We start from the raw sequence: 17481 nt of genomic DNA, 5'->3' as shown, positions 1-17481 counted from the left end.
TAGTTGTATACTTTTTGCGGATTGGGTGATGAAGTAATACTTTTTTTGTAATACAATATAGTAGGCAGTGTGCCCAAGGCACTGCGACCACGGTAGACGTTTATATAAGGTATATTATTTCACATTGAACCGGACCTTATATTCTTTCAGTGGATAGCCGTTTTGAGATTTGAAGCCGTTACCGGTAACTATGAAATCATAGCTATTTCCTGACTGTAATAAAAGCTTCGCCTTAAATGATTTTCTATCATCTGAAAAACCTATTATGCCTGTTAAAGGAAAATGTTCTTTACCGCCTTCTCCGAAAGAGATAGAAACACCTTTACCCATTGGTTCAGAAAAGTTAAATGTAAGCTCACTTAGGGTTGCAGGCACGTTTTGTTGTGAATTGATTGCCGGATATATACTTACTATAAAAGGTTTTAATTTCTCAAACTGACTTAACGATTGCTGCTTGTCCACTGGTTTGTTGAAATATCCTGACTTATTAAGGAAATCTATCACTTGTTGCTCATTGTTAGGGTCCAATTCTATTATATTCCTGATAGCTTGTTTTTTATTTGATTCCTGTTGATAATAGGCTCTGCAAATGGCATAACCCATATAGTAGCCTAAATCGGCATGAGGATTATCAGATCCATTGTATAACCAAAGCCCTGTAGCTGTACTAAACATATCCACGCTGAACTTTAGTTTCAATTCATTTTCATGTTCCCTGCCATAGATTGCATAAGCATTGTTATTTGGCTTTTTTGTTACCAGTTCTGCAATAAAGTCCGCGGCACCCTCAGTTATACATTGTGTGAGTACGGTATTCCCTCCCGGCTTTTGCTGGGTATGTACGTATTCATGAATATTAAGGCTGATAAGGTTCGAGCTTTGCTGGTTTTTAAAAACCGTTTTCAACCAATCACCAAGTTCCGAAGCATCGGTGTTGTTATCAGCTGTCGCTATTTCCGCGCCAACTAAAACCATATCTTTTGTAGTAGTACCGCCCGAACGCAATCCACCAATTGTGAAGTACATTTTAGCCGCTCGCATTTCAGGATATAATTTTTTTAATGTTTGAACGCCGGTAGTGATCGAACCTACCTGATCTTTTACCGATAAAGTGTTGGCTTTAATACTTAGCCAAAATTTAGGATATTTATTAATCAGTTCGCACCATAACCTCGCATCATAGTCCCGTGCTTGCATAAACGCTTTTAGGCCTTCGGTACCTTTATCCACGTAGAGCTTCTGAATAAACTGCACTTGCTTCGCTGTATCATTTGTAGAGCGCACACTGTCGAAAGCCGTCCAAAACCTATCTATATCAGAAGTATATACAATTGTGCTTTTTTGATATTGACCTTTCACTAATAACGGGAAGACTATGGCAAATGCTAAAATGTATAAACGTTTCATATTTCGGGATGAGACGCATACTTCAAGATAAAGGTTACAACTATCTTTACGAGAGATAAAGCCTACAATCTTGACTTTGAGCATATCATTGCTACAATACACGAACCGCCAGGAATTACTTGCTCATTTTTGCAACCAGTGTTAAAATGTATACAAGACTTAGCGACCATTATCGGTAAAAATGCCCTTTTGCGACGCATTTTTGGGGAATACAAGATTTTGCGAACAAAAAAACGGCCTTCCTGATATCAGTAGGCCGTTTTCGCTGTTTTTCCGTGCACCCACCTGGGCTCGAACCAGGGACCAAAAGATTATGAGTCTTCTACTCTAACCGACTGAGCTATAGGTGCTGAAAAATTTGTCGTTTTTCGAGGTGCAATATTACGCAATTGCACGCAATTACAAAAACCAAAATCAAAAAAAATATTAAAATTATTTAACGGGATTTATATGCTGTTGTTGCTTTGTTTAATGCTCTGATTATCAATTTGCATTTTAAAGCACCCGGATTTTTTTTTAAAAGGCTTCACCTAAATTCACCATTATTGCTCTGTAACCCTGGCTAAAGCCATAATCAACACCAATGTTTGTGTTGGAACCCTTGTTGAATTTAATTCGCAAACCTGTACCTGCCGCGGGATGCCACGACCGGAATATGGTGCCTGATCCGCTCAAAGTATTCACGTTGCTAAAAAGCACGAAGCCCAGCAAACCATTGTTGGTAATATCACGGCGGTACTCAGCCTCAAAATACAAGAGCGTCCGCCCGCGATAACGGTTTTGATCTATCCCACGGGCAGATCGGTTGCCAGGGTCCCATCCGGTACTTGGCAAATCAAGATAAGGGGTTTTTTCTGACAGCGATTTCCATAGGTACGACCAAAATGCCAGTGTGTTTTGTTGGTTCGGGTTGGCCGGATTAAGTGATATATATTTACGTACATCAATATAAATTGACCGCCAGCTTTCCTGGCTTCCTAAAAACTTGGGGTTGTTACGATAAATCACATTGATATATGAACCTGGCAATGGATTAATAGAATTGTTGCGGGTATCGTATAACAAATTTAAACTAATGCCCGATGAGAACGAATTACCGTTTACACCATACTGGTAACCTGTAAAATCCCTTAGGTCTACATTGGCTTCTTCGCTGCGTACATTTATGCGGTAATCTAAATTATAACCAAACCCAGCAAACAGGTAAGGTTTTATACGTTTAAGCACTGCCTGATAAAAGCGAATATATTTATAATCAACCATTGTACGCTCGGCATAGCTGTTAGCGCTGCCCAACCCCCAGGTGTACTGCGGATAAACCAGGAAACGGGTATCGCCCTGTATGGTCCACTCGTTATCGGGCAGCCAGATACTGGTTCGCAATGGCAGTCCAAACCTGCCTTTGAAATTAAAATATGGTGCAAAAGTAGCGCTGGATATATTAGTGGTTTGCCTTGGCCCTAAATACACACCTGCTGTTGTACTGGTAATAAGCGCACGGCCAACCCCACCAGGTACCGATGCGCTAAATGGTAACACAGAGAAGTAAACAGTTTTATCTCCGGTGAATCTTTTCTTTTGAGATTTATGTGGAAATATATCATGCACAATATCGATCAGATCGGTTTGCCGGGATGTATCTTTAAGTGTTGTATCACTTGCGGGGACAACGGTTGCTACGTTTTGGGCGGAAAGATTAAAATAAGCGAAACAAAAAAATACCGCAATGAACTTCTTATACATATTTGGCGAAACTACCACGATTTTATGCTTAAACACGCAGCCATTGTCAGAAAGCTACATTTAAACCTGCGCAACAGTGTAAAACAACAGAACTTGTTACATCAATTTATCAACTTTAAATTGTAATAGCGTAACTGAACTTTGTCATTTATATAACCTTAAACTGTTATTATTGTTGCACTATGTTATAACTAATGTTTTAGCTGCATGCAAAATATAAAAAATATTATTTTCGACTACGGAAACGTAATATTTACTATCGATTTTAAAAAAGCTCAACTGGCTTTTAAAGAATTAGGCATTAACGATCCCGATGACTTTTTCGGGCATCGTCAGCAAGACCAGATATTTGACAGGTTTGACCGTGGCGAGGTTACCGCTGATGAATTCCGGGAGTATGTTAGGGAAAAAACCGGCAACCCTGCAATAACAAACCAGCAGATAGATGATGCCTGGAACAGCCTGTTAATAGGCATAGCGCCTGGAAATCATGAGTTGCTGCTAAAATTCAAAGAAAAATATCGTACGTTTTTGCTAAGCAACATCAACGCCATCCATTACACCTACATCATGAATTACCTAAAAAGTGATTTTGGCTTTAATGATAATGAGCATTTGTTCGAGAAAACTTACTACTCTCATCTGATAGGTAAGCGCAAACCCCAGACAGATATATTTGAACAGGTACTTTCAGAAAATAATTTACGGCCAGAAGAAACGCTGTTTATTGATGATAGTCCACAACACCTGGAAGCTGCAAAAACATTAGGCATAAATACATTTTTAATGACGGCGCCGGATACACTGGCAAAATTCGCAGAAAGGGAACAGCTGGTTTAGCAAAAGCCAAAACAATTGGCAAAGGCTATTTGTAACAATTTTTAGACTTGCTTTTCCATTATGTATACTACACTGCTACATCAATACCAACTGGTTTTATCGTCGAGGGGCGCTATGTTTGATTATTGCGAAACTATAAGTGAGGCACATTTAATGCAGCCACTTGCTTTATACGATAACAAAAATATGGGTGGTTTGATGATCCATGTTGCAGATACCTACTTAAGCTGGCTGGTAAATTTTGCCCGGCAGCAACAACTCCCTTTATTTGAGCTTAATACTTATAATAACATGCAGGCAATCCGCATGGTATTTGATCAGGTAAACTTAATTGTAAACGATTTTCTTCAGCATTTCAAAGACGAGCTTGATATCCCGCTTACACTACCAAAAAGGCAGGGCATCGAGCTTACACTAACACCATTGCAACTATTTACGCATGTAACCACGCATGAGTTTCACCATAAAGGCCAACTGGCTAATATGAGCAGGCAACTTGGTTATATTCCTGTAGATACAGATGTTATCCGTACCTGATGATTATAAAGCCCGGCGTTTTTTCTCTTTAGTGATCAAACCCAACTCGCGGCTCATCTGGCCTGCTATCGCCGTATTCTCCTGCGCCCTTCTGAATAAGTAGGGTAATACCGCTTTAACCGGCCCGTAAGGAACATACTTAGCAACGTTATAATCAGCATTAGCCAGGTTAAAGCTCAAATTATCGCTCATGCCTAAAAGCTGTGAAAAGTATACATGCGGATTCTTGTGGTCGATTTTCTTTTCGTTCAGCAAATCGGCCAGCAGGCGGCAGCTATCTTCGTTATGGGTGCCGGCAACAAAGGCTATGTTGTCAACATTATCGGCACAATAAATAACTGCGTCGTTATAATCTCGGTCGGTAGCGGCTTTATCTGGCTGTATGGGCGATGGATAGCCTTTCTCTTCTGCACGTTTACGCTCTTTTTCCATATAAGCGCCGCGCACTATTTTGGCTCCTAAAATAAACCCTTCTTCTTCAGCAATGGAGTGGTCTGCTATTAATGATGCCAGCTTATCATGGCGGTACAACTGGTAAGTGTTATAAACAATGCCTTTTTCCTTATTAAAAAATCGCATCATATTGATGGCCAGGTTGTCAATGGTTTTTTGTATCCAGCTTTCCTCGGCATCTATCATCACCGGTACACCAAGGCTATGTGCCATTTCGCATATAGCTAACACCCTGTCTTGTGCGGTTTGCCATTCAATCTGCTCATCAACACTTAATTTGAGTCCTTCATCAAGCTTTTCCAGTAAACCAAAACGTGCAACGCCGGTAACTTTAAATACCGTTAGCGGTATGCTTTTGCTTTTTGATGCAGTGATAATAGTACGGATAATTTCATCTCGTGTATTATCAAATACTTTTTCGTCATCCTCACCTTCAACAGAGTAATCCAATATAGTGCCTACTCCACCTTGTGCCAGGTTCTGGGTGGTTTTAGTACATTCTTCAATAGTTTCGCCACCGCAAAAGTGTTTAAATATGGTGGCTTTGATCAACCCTTTTATGGGCAAGCCTATTTTCATAGCAAAATTGGTAACCGGTGGCCCAATTTTAACCAGGAAATTTACATTGATAACTTTAAACAGCCAGTAAGCGCGGTTAAGGTCGGCGTTAGAAGAATGGCGGAAAGCGATTTCGGTGTTTTCGAAAGATAATTTGTCGTTTAAACTCATGCGTCAGTATATTCATGGTTCATCGCCGGCAAGATTATGAGCACACAACCGTGAACCATTGAATCTATTAACTCCAAACCGGATGCAAAATTATAAAATCATAGCTCATTATTACATGAATAGTGTAATTTTGCCGCTCATGACAGAGTTTAAGATAACCGGCGATTTTATACCCATGATTCAACTGCTCAAGGCCGTTAACCTGGTGCAAACAGGTGGCGAGGCACAGGTAGTTGTTGAAGAAGGCGAAGTAAAGTATAATGGCCAGGTTGACTATCGTAAGCGCCTTAAGGTTAAACCCGGCGACGTGGTTGAATACCGGGGGCAGCAGATAAAGGTAATTTAAGATGCAAAGCATACAAAGCGAAGGCTATCCGGTAATTTTTGAAAACAGCATTCCGGAACTTGTAAAATTTGTTGAGCAAGGTAACTACTCACGCTTTTTTATTTTAACCGACGAAAACACCGGTGAGCATTGCTTACCCATAGTGCAGACAGCACTGGCCCATCTGGATAACTTCGACATTATTGAAGTTAATGCCGGTGAAGAGAACAAGAACATTGATTTTTGCGTGGGTGTTTGGAAAATGCTGATTGACTTTGGCGCCGACCGCAAAGCGCTAATGATTAACCTTGGTGGTGGTGTTATTACCGATATGGGAGGTTTTGTTGCCTCTACCTATAAACGGGGCATCGACTTTGTGCAGGTACCCACTACCCTATTATCGCAGGTTGATGCATCCGTAGGCGGCAAAACAGGTGTAGATGTTGATGGGATAAAAAACATCATCGGCACATTTACACAGCCCAGGGCGGTTTTCATGGCAGATGAGTTTTTGCATACCCTGCCACCGCGCCAGATACTTTCCGGGCTGGCAGAAATGCTTAAACATGGCTTGATTGTAGACAGGCAATATTGGGACACCTTAAAAACAAGCGACCTGAGCTTGCCATCCACAGAGCTGATACATCGTTCGGTAGAGATAAAAAATGAGATAGTACTACAGGATCCGCACGAAAAAAGTATTCGTAAAGCGCTGAATTTTGGCCACACTATTGGTCATGCCGTTGAAACATGGTCGTTACTTAACGACAAAGATCCTTTGACACATGGCGAGGCCATTGCCATTGGCATGATCTGCGAAGCATGGCTATCCAACCAAAAAACCGATTTGCCGGATAACGAACTTATTGAAATAATTGAAGTATTAGGTGGCCTTTACCCTCATTACCAAATAACAGAAGAAAGCCTCCCTACCTTGCTGGAGCACATGCAAAAGGACAAAAAGAATCTGAACGGTAACATCAATTGCACTTTATTGACAAACATTGGACAATACAGTATTGACAATATTTGCTTTGCCGACGAACTTTGCGACAGCTTAAGATATTACGCCGCACTATAGAATGCCCGCTATTGATACCCGAAGCGAAGCCGTTATTGTACTGGTAAGTTTACTGGTATTGCTTACGCTTGTTGAAATGTGGCTAAGCTACCGCGAGAACCGCCGGTATTACGAGAAACGCGATACGCTTACCAATATCTATCTTACCACTCTTGCATTTTTTTTAAACCTTACAGTAAACAGCAGTACTTTTTTTATGCTGCATTTTGTTTGGCAATACCGGCTTTTTCAAATACACAATACCTTTTTTTATTGGTTAGTATTGGTTGTAGCTCAGGATTTTTTATACTGGGTGCTGCATTATACAGGGCATTACTGCCGCCTGTTTTGGGCCATGCATGTTACTCATCATTCGTCAGAGCATTTTAATTTCACCACGGGTTTCCGGTCCACCGTATTTGAACCATTATACCGTACCTTTTTTTATTTACCATTGGCGCTGATGGGTTTTAATGCCGTAGATATTTTATATGCTTACCTGATCACTCAGCTATATGGCAACATGGTACATACACAATATAAAATACCGTTGCCAAAATGGTACGGCTGGATATTTGTAACACCAGCGCATCACCGGGTACACCATGCATCAAACATACCTTACCTTGATAAAAATATGGGCATGGTACTTATCATCTGGGACCGGATCTTCGGCACCTTTCATGATGAGCATGCCGATGAACCTGTAAAATACGGGCTTACCCACCAACCCGAAAACATGGGCCCTTTAAATGTTATCTTTCACGAGTGGAAATCTTTGATAGCCGATGTAAAAAAAGCACCCGGTTTAGGCAATAAGCTTAAATATCTTTTTAACCCACCCGGCTGGAGCCACGATGGCAGCACGCAAACTGCAAGAGTATTGCAAAAAGAATATAAAAAGCTTTTGTAAGCGTGGACGCTTACATTTGTTAAACATTCAAGTGTCCACACTTGAACATAAAGCAGTTTAAGTATCCACAGTTAAGCCACTTTACCAAACATTATTTGGTTCAACTTAAAATTTTATGAAAAAATAAAATTATCTATTGACAAAACAATTTTTACTTGTACATTTACGCCATAACAAAGCAATGAATACACAACGTGCATATTTCTGGGGTTTCTACTTTTACTTTAGCAGTAAGAGCCGGGACTAATATGTACTAAACACACATAATAAGAAACTGAAAAGTCCCGGCCCAAAAGCCGGGACTTTTTGCTTTATACAGATGATGAAAACTGACAGACCGAGAGTTGCCATACAGGGGATACGCGCTTCGTTCCATGAAGAGGCCGCCTTCAGATACTTTGGTGAAAGCATTGAAACCATTGAGTGTAACTCTTTCAAGCAGACGTTTGAGGCGCTTAAAAATAAAGAAGCGGATTACATAGTGATGGCGATCGAAAATAGTATTGCTGGTAGTATACTGCCTAACTATTCGCTCATGATGGGTTATAGCTACCCGGTGGTTGGCGAGGTATACGTACCTATTCAGCTTCATTTGATGGCATTGCCTGGTGTTAGGTTTGATGATGTAAAGTATGTAACCTCTCATCCCATAGCCATACGCCAGTGCATCGATTTCTTTGATGAATATCCACATCTCAAAATTGTTGAAAGTAATGATACCGCCGCCTGTGCCAAACGTATTCGCGATGAGCAGCTTACTGATACTGTTGCCATTGCCAATACACTCGCAGCGCAGTTATATGGCCTGGATGTTTTGGAGCGGCGCATCGAGTCGAACAAGCTTAATTTCACCCGTTTCCTGATACTCACCACACATGAAAATGCTCGACGTAAAGGCCCGGCCAACAAAGCGTCCCTGTGCTTTCAGGTGAATAATGAAGTAGGCGCGTTGGCAAAGGTGCTTAATATTTTTGCGCATGAAAATGTTAACATGAGCAAAATACAAAGCATGCCGGTATTGGGCAGGCGCAATGAGTATAATTTTTACGTAGATATTGAGTGGGAAGAAGCCAAACAGTATGATAACGCTATCCGCCAGATATTAAAATACACACACAACTTTAACATTTTGGGAGAATATCAGAAGTATGAAGAAGATTCTACGCCGAAAGTGAAGGAGAACCCTGAAAGTAAGAAACGATATATAACAGTAAAAAGAATAGAATAAAATTAGTCGGAAGTCCGAAGTCGGGAAAGTCCGAAAGAAAACAAAACGTATCACTAACAAAAGAACAATTAACCATCTTCCGGACTCGCGGTCTTTCCGTCTTCCGGGCTTAAAACAAAAAGATATGAAACTTAACTTAAACATACAGCCTTTAAATACCTGGATAAATAAAGCAGGTAAAGAACCTCTTTTGATAGCCGGCCCATGCAGCGCCGAAACTGAAGACCAGTTGGTGGCAACCGCACACTTATTAGCAAAAACAGGAAAAGTAACCGCGTTGCGTGCAGGTATCTGGAAACCACGTACACGCCCCGGCGAGTTTGAAGGCATTGGCAGCATTGGCCTGGAGTGGCTAAAACGCGCCAAAGAAGAAACCGGCCTGCCAACCGCTGTTGAGGTTGCTACTGCAAAACACGTTGAAGAGGCTTTGGCTGCGGGTGTAGATATCCTGTGGGTTGGAGCACGTTCAACCGCAAACCCTTTTACCGTACAAGAAATTGCTGACGCGCTTAAAGGCGTTGATGTGCCGGTAATGGTAAAAAACCCCGTTAACCCGGACCTTTCTTTATGGGTGGGCGCATTAGAGCGTATCAATAACGCCGGTATAACCAAGCTGGCTGCTATACACCGTGGTTTCTCATCTTACGAAAAATCAGCATTCCGTAACGAGCCGATGTGGGATGTTGCCATCAGCCTTAAAACTTTAGCGCCTGAGTTGCCTATAATTAACGATCCAAGCCACATTACCGGCAACCGTGACTTGATTGGTTACATCTCTCAGAAAGCGCTTGACCTGGATATGCAGGGATTAATGATCGAATCACACATCGACCCTACCGTAGCCTGGACAGATGCCAAACAACAGGTTACTCCGGCTGCATTGTCAGAAATTATTGATCATCTGGCATTGCGTAAGCCTGAAACACGCAACACCGAGGTTAACGATAAACTAACCGAATTGCGTAACCAGATAGACAAAATTGACGACCTGTTGATCCAGAAACTGGCCGAGCGCATGCAGATTGTTGAGAAGATCGGCAACTACAAAAAAGACAACAACATCACCATCCTTCAGGTTAACCGTTGGGACGAGATATTGCAAAAACGCATAGGTTACGCTAAAGCATTAAAGTTAAGCGGCGAATTCACCGAGAAGTTTTTAGAGCTGATGCATAACGAGTCAATACGTAAACAAACCGAGATCATGAACGTTGAAGCCGGCCAGGTTACCGAGAAACTTACACACGCTTAAGGCCTCATCCCAGCCCTTCTCCAAAAGGAGAAGGGTATTATAAATGATATAAAGTCCTCTCCTTTGAGAGGATTCAGGAGAGGCTAAACATCAAATTATGAAACATAACATAATACTTACCAAACAAGGCCAATCGGCCAGGGGCACCATACAACTTACTGGTTCAAAAAGTGAGTGTAACCGCGCCCTTGTTATCGAGGCGCTTAGTACTGGTAAGGTTAAAGTTGAAAATATATCTGACGCAGCAGACACTGTAACGTTAGCTGGAATTTTAAGAGGAAACGAAGAAATTGGAGCGGAGAGCGTGATTGGCGAGTTCCAAAACACGCAACGCGACACCCGCACCCCGCACCTGATCAACATTGGCCCTGCAGGTACTGCCATGCGCTTTTTAACGGCATATTACGCCATCGGCAACGAGGAAGTTGTATTAACAGGCAGCGAAAGGATGAAGCAAAGGCCAATAGGTGTATTGGTTGATGCGCTGCGCAGTTTAGGTGCCTTTATAGAATATGAGGAAAATGAAGGATACCCTCCTATCATACTTAAAGGTAATTTCCAGCAACAAACCCGTAATATTACTATCAAGGGTAATATCAGCAGCCAGTACATTACCGCTTTATTACTTATAGCTGCGAAACTACCCTTAGGCTTAGAGCTGCATATCGAAGGCGAGCTTACGTCCCGCCCTTATGTGGAGATGACCCTGGCTATGCTTAACCAGGCGGGTATAGGCCATACATGGACGGAGAACGTTATTTCTATTGAGCATCAAAATTTTGCAGAAACGTCTTTACACGTTGAACCTGACTGGAGCGCGGCATCATACTGGTACGCCATTGCAGCTTTAAGCGACGAAGCCGAATTGTTTTTGCCCGGCCTCACTTCCTATAGTTTGCAGGGTGATAGTGTGATCACCGAGATTATGGCCAATTTTGGCATCACTTCTGTTTTTAAAGATGGCGGTGTTTATCTTACTAAAGAACCCAAGCCTTTAGCACGCAAGATCTTTGATATGAAGGAATGCCCGGACCTGGCGCAAACCGTAATTGTTGTTTGCGCGGCGTTAGGCCATAACGCTACTTTTACCGGATTGGAAACTTTAAAAATAAAAGAAACCGACCGTGTGCTGGCTTTGCAGACCGAATTGGCAAAGATCGGCGTTAAGCTGATAGAGAAAGGCCAGGTTTATAAGCTCGATTGCAGCGAAAAGCAAATTCCGCAGCGTATGTTTGTAAGCACTTATGATGATCACCGTATGGCGATGGCATTTGCACCACTGGCCATAGTGATTCCCGGGCTGGAAATAGAAGACGCCGATGTAGTTGAAAAATCCTACCCGGCATTCTGGACTGATTTGCAAAAAGTGGGGTTTACGGTACAGGAAAAAGCTGAAAGCTAAAAGTATAAAGCAAATTAAAATATCGCGTCATTGCAAGGCACGAAGCAATCTTCGAACTATACAGAGCAGATTGTCCTATCTGGAGATTGCTTCGTACCTCGCAATGACGTGGAAAAAAAAATCCAAAATCTAAATTCACAAATCTAAAATCCGATGGCAGGCAACTCATTTGGGCAATTATTAAGAATTACAACATTTGGCGAATCACACGGCGAAGCGATCGGCGTAATTATCGATGGCTGCCCCGCAGGTTTAACAGTGGATTTAAATTATATTCAGGCCGAGCTGGATAAGCGCAAGCCTGGTCAGTCCAAGATAACTACTCAGCGTAAGGAAAGCGATACCGTTAAGATCCTTTCAGGCACTTTTGAAGGTAAAACTACGGGTACGCCCATCGCTATGCTTATTCCGAATGAAGATCAGCGGTCTAAAGATTACAGCCATAATGTAGATGTATTTCGCCCCTCTCATGCTGATTACACTTACGCTACCAAATACGGCATTCGCGACCATCGTGGCGGTGGCCGCTCGTCCGCCCGCGAAACCGCTGCCCGTGTAGCGGCAGGCGCTTTGGCCAAACTGCTTTTAAAAACCCAAGGGATAGATGTTGTAGCCCATGTAAGCAGCGTTGGCAGGATTGATGCCCCCAATGTTTTTATTGAAGATGCGGATGAATTTATCGCTCAGCGCGAGCAAAATATTGTGCGCTGTGCCGACCCTGCCACCGCCGAAGAAATGATAGCCTTTATTGATAGTGTGCGTAAAGATGGCGACACCGTCGGCGGAAAGGTAAGCTGTTACATCAAGAATTGTCCGGTTGGCTTGGGCGAACCTGTGTTTGATAAACTACATGCAGATTTAGGCAAGGCGATGCTCAGCATCAATGCCGTACATGGTTTTGAATTTGGCTCGGGTTTCAGCGGCAGTGAAATGCGCGGATCTGAACATAACGATATTTTTATTAAAGATGCATCAGGAAATATTGGTACGCGTACCAACTTTTCTGGCGGTATACAGGGCGGTATAAGTAATGGTATGCCTATAGAGTTTAAAGTAGCTTTTAAACCCGTAGCTACTATTATGCATAACCAGCAAACAATAGATGGTGAAGGAAACGCGGCAGAGATATCTGGCAAAGGCCGTCATGACCCATGTGTAGTTCCACGCGCCGTACCCATTGTTGAAGCCATGGCCTCCCTTGTTATAGCCGACCACTGGCTGCGCAATAAAAACGCTAAGCTTTAATGTACAGATGTGCAGATGTGCAGATGTGCAGATGTGCAGATGTGCAGATGTGCAGATGTGACAACTCACCTTCAAAAAAAGATGTTTTAATTAACTTACATATTTAAAATCTGCATAACTGAAATTTGCACATTTAAAATCTGCACATCTAACCAATGTCACTGTTTCAATTATACAAAAACGCTTACAGCGGCCTTGCACGTAATAACTGGTATTTGAGCATAGTGATGCTCGTAAATCGTGCAGGCACTATGGTTGTACCTTTCATGACTATTTACTGCATTAACCAGCTTCACTTTTCGGTTGCGCAGGCGGGTTATATAATGGCATTATTTGGTGCAGGTTCCATCATAGGCGCCTACCTGGGCGGATGGCTGAGCGATCGTATTGGCTTTTACGATATACAATTAGGCGCGCTGCTAAGCGGCGGCCTGTTATTTATTTCACTGGCATATCAGCACACTTTCATAACACTTGGTATAGGTACCTTTATCCTGAGCTTATGTAACGAAGCATTCCGGCCGGCCAATTCAATGGCTATAGCTTACTACAGCAAACCGGAAAATAAAACACGGTCTTACTCGCTGCATCGTTTGGCAACCAACCTGGGCTGGGCTGTAGGCGCTGCGCTGGGTGGTTTACTGGCTTCAATAAATTTTAAGCTTTTATTCTGGGTAGATGGGTGTACTAATATAGTGGCGGCGTTAGTGCTTATGAAACTGATGCCACGGTCCGGTTACACGAGGCCCGAAAAACCACATCCGCATGAAGAAAAGCCAAAATCTGCTTATAAGGATAAAATTTACCTTACTTTTATTATACTGGTAACATTCTTCAATGTATGTTTCTTTCAGTTTTTTGTGATGGAGCCGGTATATTTTAAACTGCACTGGCATTTTGGCGTAAGGCTCATAGGTGTTTTATTGGCTTTAAACGGTATTATTATCGCGTTGGTAGAATTAGTGATGGTAAACATGCTTGAGGGGCGCAGGCATGCGCTCGTATACATTATATATGGCATATTAATTACCGGGACAGCATTTGTGCTGCTAAATGTATTGGCACCACATCCAATATCGGGTATTATAATAGTACTCATTGTAACACTGGGCGAAATGATGAGCATGCCGTTCATGAACTCGTTCTGGATATCACGCTCGGGCGAACGTAACCGCGGGCAGTACGCGGCTTTATACACCATGTCATGGTCGGGAGCGCAGGTTATCGCCCCTGCACTTGGCGGTCAGGTTATTGTATTGGGCGGTTTTACTGTACTTTGGTATCTATTAGGAGTTATCTGCCTTGCTGTAGCTTTAAGCCTTTGGTTAGTGTATAAATTCAATTACCATAATAAATCACAAAAAACCAAGCTTATAAATATATAAACACGTAATATTACGCTTATGAAACGTGCTCTTATACTTGATCTGGATAATACGATTTATCCTGTAAGCTCAATCGCTGATAAACTGTTTCTTGAATTATTTGAGCTGATAGACGAAAAACTGGCCGATAAACAGGCAGCAGCTAAGGCTAAACATGAACTCACCAGGCGACCATACCAGCATGTGGCCGATGAGTATGGTTTTAGTGACGATTTAAGAGGCAAAGGAATTGAATTATTGAAAAATCTGACCTTTAATGAGCCAATGCAACCCTTTAAAGAATATAATGTATTGCGTAAAGTAAAGGCCGATAAATATCTTGTAACCACAGGCTTCACCAAATTGCAATATAGTAAGGTTAAGATGCTGGGTATTGCCGATGATTTCAAGAACATCTACGTGGTAGATCCCGAACTTTCATCAAAGAACAAAGGCGACGTATTCCAGCAGATCATGATTGATAATGGTTATATTGTAGAAGATTTATTAGTGATAGGTGATGACCCGCAATCTGAAATAAAATTTGCCAACGAATTAGGTATCGACACTTTTTTGTTCGATCCGGCTAACAAACATTCCGGCGCTGATGTAACTTACCGCGCTGCCGACTATCGGGATGTAGCCGGAATTGTGAATTAATATAACTGATTACGAATGTTTCAATACATTCACTGTCACAATCAGCTGCCCTAAATGGCGCATGGTATGTTCAGCAGCATGCGTGTAAAGCCCTATCAGCGTTGATGGCAATTGTTGCCTCCCCACCCCCCTGAAATCAGTCAACCGATCTTCAACTTCCTGGCTTAGCTGCCTTAAAGCAGCCTCAACCTCTTGATTAAAATTTTTAACTAATTGTGCAGATGTGTACACTTTAGTAGTCGGTTTTCCTTCCTCTTTAAGATAATCGAGCTGTTCTTCAGTTAAACCTTCGTTACGCGCATAAGTAAATAAGCGGTTAAGCACACCTGTTAAATGCTGTAAGTGAAAACCCGCAGACGCCATACCAGCCACGGGCTGCCATAAATATCCTTCATCAAAGCTTTCCATCAGCGCGTTAAGCTCTTCACGCGCTTGCAGTAAGGCATGTGCTACTGGCTGCAACAGCGGCGGCATGTTGATTAAAGGCCCTCTTAGCCAAACCTCGGGCTGATTAATGTTTCCCATCCTCAAATATAAACGCTGCCTCCTTACAGGCTGTAATACCTTTGTAATTAAAGCAAATCATAGTTGTGGTACAGCTATTGTATAAGGGTTCACATCTACTATAAAAATTATGATACAACCACATACATTCCGAAGATCTGCATTTATTTTATTCGCAAGCGTACTTACCATAGTTGCGCTGGTAACACAAAGCTGTAAAAAAAGCCGCTCTGACCTTGGGGCCGAGCTTTATAAAAAAACAGGTAATAAAATTTTCAAGGATGCCACCCCTGAAGGCCTCGCCGAAGTTTTTAAACAGGTACTGGCAGAGGAGAAAGGCAATTTAACTAATCCAAAAACTATTGCTTCATTCTATGAGCAAAACGGTTACGACCCCGTTTTCGTGGCCGATCATACGTTTAACGGCGATGTCGACCTGACGGCCAACTATTTTGCAAAGGCAAGCGAACATGGTTTAGACCCAAGCATGTTCAAGGCCGGTGAAATAAAACAACTTGTTGCTAAGTTTAAAGACAAAAAAGCAATAAAAAGCTTAGATGAAGCATACCATGATATTGCTAAGCTGGAACTGCTTACCGCTAACTCGCTTATCAATTACTCAAATGCGTTACAGTACGGCATGATCAGCCCCAGAAAGATTTATGCCCGTTACTTTACACAAACCATAAGGCCTGATAGCATTGCTATGTTAAACGCTTTAAGGGCAACTAACCTTAAATCTTTTTTAGATAGTATACAACCTAAAGATCCACAATATAAAATGTTGCAGAAGGCTTTAATAGCCGGCGGTACGGCACAAGGCATGACCAAGGAAGAAACCCTGCGTTACCTTGTAGTGAACCTGGAGCGTTTACGCTGGAAAAACAAGCCAAAGGAAAACAAATATGTAATTGTTAATATCCCTGATTATCGCCTGGATGTGATGGAAAACGGAAAATCCGCACTGAATATGAAGGTTATAGTTGGTGAAGGCAGAAACACTGACAATCAGATATCACTGGTTGAATATGATGAAAGTGATAAGATAGACCGTCCTTTCAGCCGCGAAACACCGCAGCTTAACAGCATGATCTATGCAGCCCAGGTAAACCCTGTATGGAATATTCCCCAAAGCATTGCTACTAAAGAAATTATGGTTGAAGCCGCGCAGGACCCGTATTATTTATCAAACAAAGGTATCGACGTATACAAAAACGGTAAAAAGGTAGAAGACCCTGAAACAATAGACTGGTCAGGGGCGCAAAAAGGTGAATACGAGTTTAAACAACGCCCGAGTGAGGATAACTCATTAGGTAATATTAAATTTTTATTTAAAAATAACAGCAGCGTTTACCTGCATGATACACCAGCTAAAAACGCCTTTAATCAAAATATGCGTGCGCTTAGTCATGGCTGTGTACGTGTAGGCGACCCGCTGGCACTGGCGCATAGTTTATTCGGCGAAAGCAATGCTTATCAAACCATCGAAAAGAATATGGCTGACCCAAAACCATCGCCAACTACCCTATCCCTACCCAAAAAAGTACCTGTATATATTACCTACGTTACCTGTTGGGCCGATGAAAACGGCACCCTACAATACCGCCCCGACGTGTATGGTTTAGATGTGGTATTATACGGACATCTTAAAAAGTTCTTGCCAAACAGCTCACAGTTAGCAGCTCTTTAAAAGACAACATATTATAAAAAAAACGAAGCTGTCTCAAAAGGGCAGCTTCTTTTAGTTTCAGGTGTATTTTTTGCAACTTAAAGGCATGGGAGGCAAGGTAGTCTTTAAGGAATATGATCCTGACCAGTT

General features: G+C 42.1%; 16 protein-coding genes and 1 tRNA gene. 12 read left to right on the top strand and 5 right to left on the bottom strand.

The window, feature by feature from the left end:
- Positions 1-114 precede the first annotated feature (114 nt).
- The 3 genes from ACFQZX_RS12195 to ACFQZX_RS12185 all read right to left on the bottom strand — a co-directional run bounded on the left by ACFQZX_RS12195 (position 115) and on the right by ACFQZX_RS12185 (position 3150).
- Complete coding sequence (locus ACFQZX_RS12195; protein ID WP_377115639.1) at positions 115-1407, bottom strand: hypothetical protein; 1293 nt, start codon at positions 1405-1407, stop codon at positions 115-117.
- 276 nt (positions 1408-1683) lie between these two features.
- Positions 1684-1757: transfer RNA gene (locus ACFQZX_RS12190), tRNA-Ile, on the bottom strand.
- 166 nt (positions 1758-1923) lie between these two features.
- Positions 1924-3150, bottom strand: coding sequence for a BamA/TamA family outer membrane protein (locus tag ACFQZX_RS12185; protein ID WP_377115636.1), 1227 nt, complete (start codon positions 3148-3150; stop codon positions 1924-1926).
- A gap of 207 nt (positions 3151-3357) precedes the next feature.
- Between ACFQZX_RS12185 and ACFQZX_RS12180 the strand changes: the two genes are divergently transcribed.
- Positions 3358-3990 carry an HAD family hydrolase gene (locus ACFQZX_RS12180; protein WP_377115633.1) on the top strand — a complete coding sequence of 211 codons (633 nt, stop codon included), beginning with the start codon at positions 3358-3360 and terminating at the stop codon, positions 3988-3990.
- A 60-nt stretch (positions 3991-4050) separates the two neighbouring features.
- Positions 4051-4527, top strand: a complete 477-nt coding sequence (locus tag ACFQZX_RS12175) for a DinB family protein (protein ID WP_377115630.1) — start codon at positions 4051-4053, stop codon at positions 4525-4527.
- Between the two features lie 3 nt (positions 4528-4530).
- Here ACFQZX_RS12175 and ACFQZX_RS12170 read toward each other — a convergent pair whose 3' ends face one another.
- Positions 4531-5709 (bottom strand): proline dehydrogenase family protein, encoded by a 1179-nt coding sequence (locus ACFQZX_RS12170; protein WP_377115628.1) that lies wholly within the window; start codon positions 5707-5709, stop codon positions 4531-4533.
- 139 nt (positions 5710-5848) lie between these two features.
- Here ACFQZX_RS12170 and ACFQZX_RS12165 point away from each other — a divergent pair, with 139 nt between their 5' ends.
- The 9 genes from ACFQZX_RS12165 to ACFQZX_RS12125 all read left to right on the top strand — a co-directional run bounded on the left by ACFQZX_RS12165 (position 5849) and on the right by ACFQZX_RS12125 (position 15158).
- Complete coding sequence (locus ACFQZX_RS12165; protein WP_377115893.1) at positions 5849-6055, top strand: RNA-binding S4 domain-containing protein; 207 nt, start codon at positions 5849-5851, stop codon at positions 6053-6055.
- A gap of 1 nt (position 6056) precedes the next feature.
- Positions 6057-7115 carry a 3-dehydroquinate synthase gene (gene aroB / locus ACFQZX_RS12160; RefSeq protein ID WP_377115625.1) on the top strand — a complete coding sequence of 353 codons (1059 nt, stop codon included), beginning with the start codon at positions 6057-6059 and terminating at the stop codon, positions 7113-7115.
- A 1-nt stretch (position 7116) separates the two neighbouring features.
- The gene (locus ACFQZX_RS12155) at positions 7117-8007 is read left to right on the top strand and encodes a sterol desaturase family protein (RefSeq protein WP_377115622.1); all 891 of its coding nucleotides are present in this window, start codon (positions 7117-7119) and stop codon (positions 8005-8007) included.
- A 322-nt stretch (positions 8008-8329) separates the two neighbouring features.
- Positions 8330-9235, top strand: coding sequence for a prephenate dehydratase (locus ACFQZX_RS12150; RefSeq protein WP_377115891.1), 906 nt, complete (start codon positions 8330-8332; stop codon positions 9233-9235).
- 124 nt (positions 9236-9359) lie between these two features.
- Positions 9360-10487, top strand: coding sequence for a chorismate mutase (locus ACFQZX_RS12145; RefSeq protein ID WP_377115620.1), 1128 nt, complete (start codon positions 9360-9362; stop codon positions 10485-10487).
- Between the two features lie 97 nt (positions 10488-10584).
- The gene (aroA, locus tag ACFQZX_RS12140) at positions 10585-11889 is read left to right on the top strand and encodes a 3-phosphoshikimate 1-carboxyvinyltransferase (RefSeq protein ID WP_377115618.1); all 1305 of its coding nucleotides are present in this window, start codon (positions 10585-10587) and stop codon (positions 11887-11889) included.
- A 153-nt stretch (positions 11890-12042) separates the two neighbouring features.
- Positions 12043-13134: a chorismate synthase gene (gene aroC / locus ACFQZX_RS12135; protein ID WP_377115615.1), complete on the top strand. Its 1092-nt coding sequence runs from the start codon at positions 12043-12045 to the stop codon at positions 13132-13134.
- 155 nt (positions 13135-13289) lie between these two features.
- Entirely contained in the window at positions 13290-14519 is a 1230-nt protein-coding gene (locus ACFQZX_RS12130; RefSeq protein WP_377115613.1) for an MFS transporter, read from the top strand.
- Between the two features lie 18 nt (positions 14520-14537).
- Complete coding sequence (locus ACFQZX_RS12125; protein WP_377115610.1) at positions 14538-15158, top strand: HAD family hydrolase; 621 nt, start codon at positions 14538-14540, stop codon at positions 15156-15158.
- A 9-nt stretch (positions 15159-15167) separates the two neighbouring features.
- Here the strand turns inward: ACFQZX_RS12125 and ACFQZX_RS12120 are convergent, their stop codons facing one another.
- Complete coding sequence (locus ACFQZX_RS12120) at positions 15168-15683, bottom strand: DinB family protein (RefSeq protein ID WP_377115608.1); 516 nt, start codon at positions 15681-15683, stop codon at positions 15168-15170.
- Positions 15684-15792: 109 nt separating this feature from the next.
- Here ACFQZX_RS12120 and ACFQZX_RS12115 point away from each other — a divergent pair, with 109 nt between their 5' ends.
- The gene (locus ACFQZX_RS12115; RefSeq protein WP_377115605.1) at positions 15793-17352 is read left to right on the top strand and encodes a L,D-transpeptidase family protein; all 1560 of its coding nucleotides are present in this window, start codon (positions 15793-15795) and stop codon (positions 17350-17352) included.
- The last annotated feature ends 129 nt before the right edge of the window (positions 17353-17481 follow it).

Origin of the sequence: Mucilaginibacter litoreus (genome assembly GCF_042676805.1) — a bacterium.
Lineage (GTDB): Bacteria > Bacteroidota > Bacteroidia > Sphingobacteriales > Sphingobacteriaceae > Mucilaginibacter > Mucilaginibacter litoreus.
This window is presented reverse-complemented; position numbering and strand designations above follow the sequence as displayed.

Coding starts and splice junctions, on each gene's coding strand:
- ACFQZX_RS12195 (WP_377115639.1), bottom strand. CDS start 1,407: ATGAAACGTTTATACATTTTAGCATTTGCCATAGTCTTCCCGTTATTA.
- ACFQZX_RS12185 (WP_377115636.1), bottom strand. CDS start 3,150: ATGTATAAGAAGTTCATTGCGGTATTTTTTTGTTTCGCTTATTTTAAT.
- ACFQZX_RS12180 (WP_377115633.1), top strand. CDS start 3,358: ATGCAAAATATAAAAAATATTATTTTCGACTACGGAAACGTAATATTT.
- ACFQZX_RS12175 (WP_377115630.1), top strand. CDS start 4,051: ATGTATACTACACTGCTACATCAATACCAACTGGTTTTATCGTCGAGG.
- ACFQZX_RS12170 (WP_377115628.1), bottom strand. CDS start 5,709: ATGAGTTTAAACGACAAATTATCTTTCGAAAACACCGAAATCGCTTTC.
- ACFQZX_RS12165 (WP_377115893.1), top strand. CDS start 5,849: ATGACAGAGTTTAAGATAACCGGCGATTTTATACCCATGATTCAACTG.
- aroB (WP_377115625.1), top strand. CDS start 6,057: ATGCAAAGCATACAAAGCGAAGGCTATCCGGTAATTTTTGAAAACAGC.
- ACFQZX_RS12155 (WP_377115622.1), top strand. CDS start 7,117: ATGCCCGCTATTGATACCCGAAGCGAAGCCGTTATTGTACTGGTAAGT.
- ACFQZX_RS12150 (WP_377115891.1), top strand. CDS start 8,330: ATGAAAACTGACAGACCGAGAGTTGCCATACAGGGGATACGCGCTTCG.
- ACFQZX_RS12145 (WP_377115620.1), top strand. CDS start 9,360: ATGAAACTTAACTTAAACATACAGCCTTTAAATACCTGGATAAATAAA.
- aroA (WP_377115618.1), top strand. CDS start 10,585: ATGAAACATAACATAATACTTACCAAACAAGGCCAATCGGCCAGGGGC.
- aroC (WP_377115615.1), top strand. CDS start 12,043: ATGGCAGGCAACTCATTTGGGCAATTATTAAGAATTACAACATTTGGC.
- ACFQZX_RS12130 (WP_377115613.1), top strand. CDS start 13,290: ATGTCACTGTTTCAATTATACAAAAACGCTTACAGCGGCCTTGCACGT.
- ACFQZX_RS12125 (WP_377115610.1), top strand. CDS start 14,538: ATGAAACGTGCTCTTATACTTGATCTGGATAATACGATTTATCCTGTA.
- ACFQZX_RS12120 (WP_377115608.1), bottom strand. CDS start 15,683: ATGGGAAACATTAATCAGCCCGAGGTTTGGCTAAGAGGGCCTTTAATC.
- ACFQZX_RS12115 (WP_377115605.1), top strand. CDS start 15,793: ATGATACAACCACATACATTCCGAAGATCTGCATTTATTTTATTCGCA.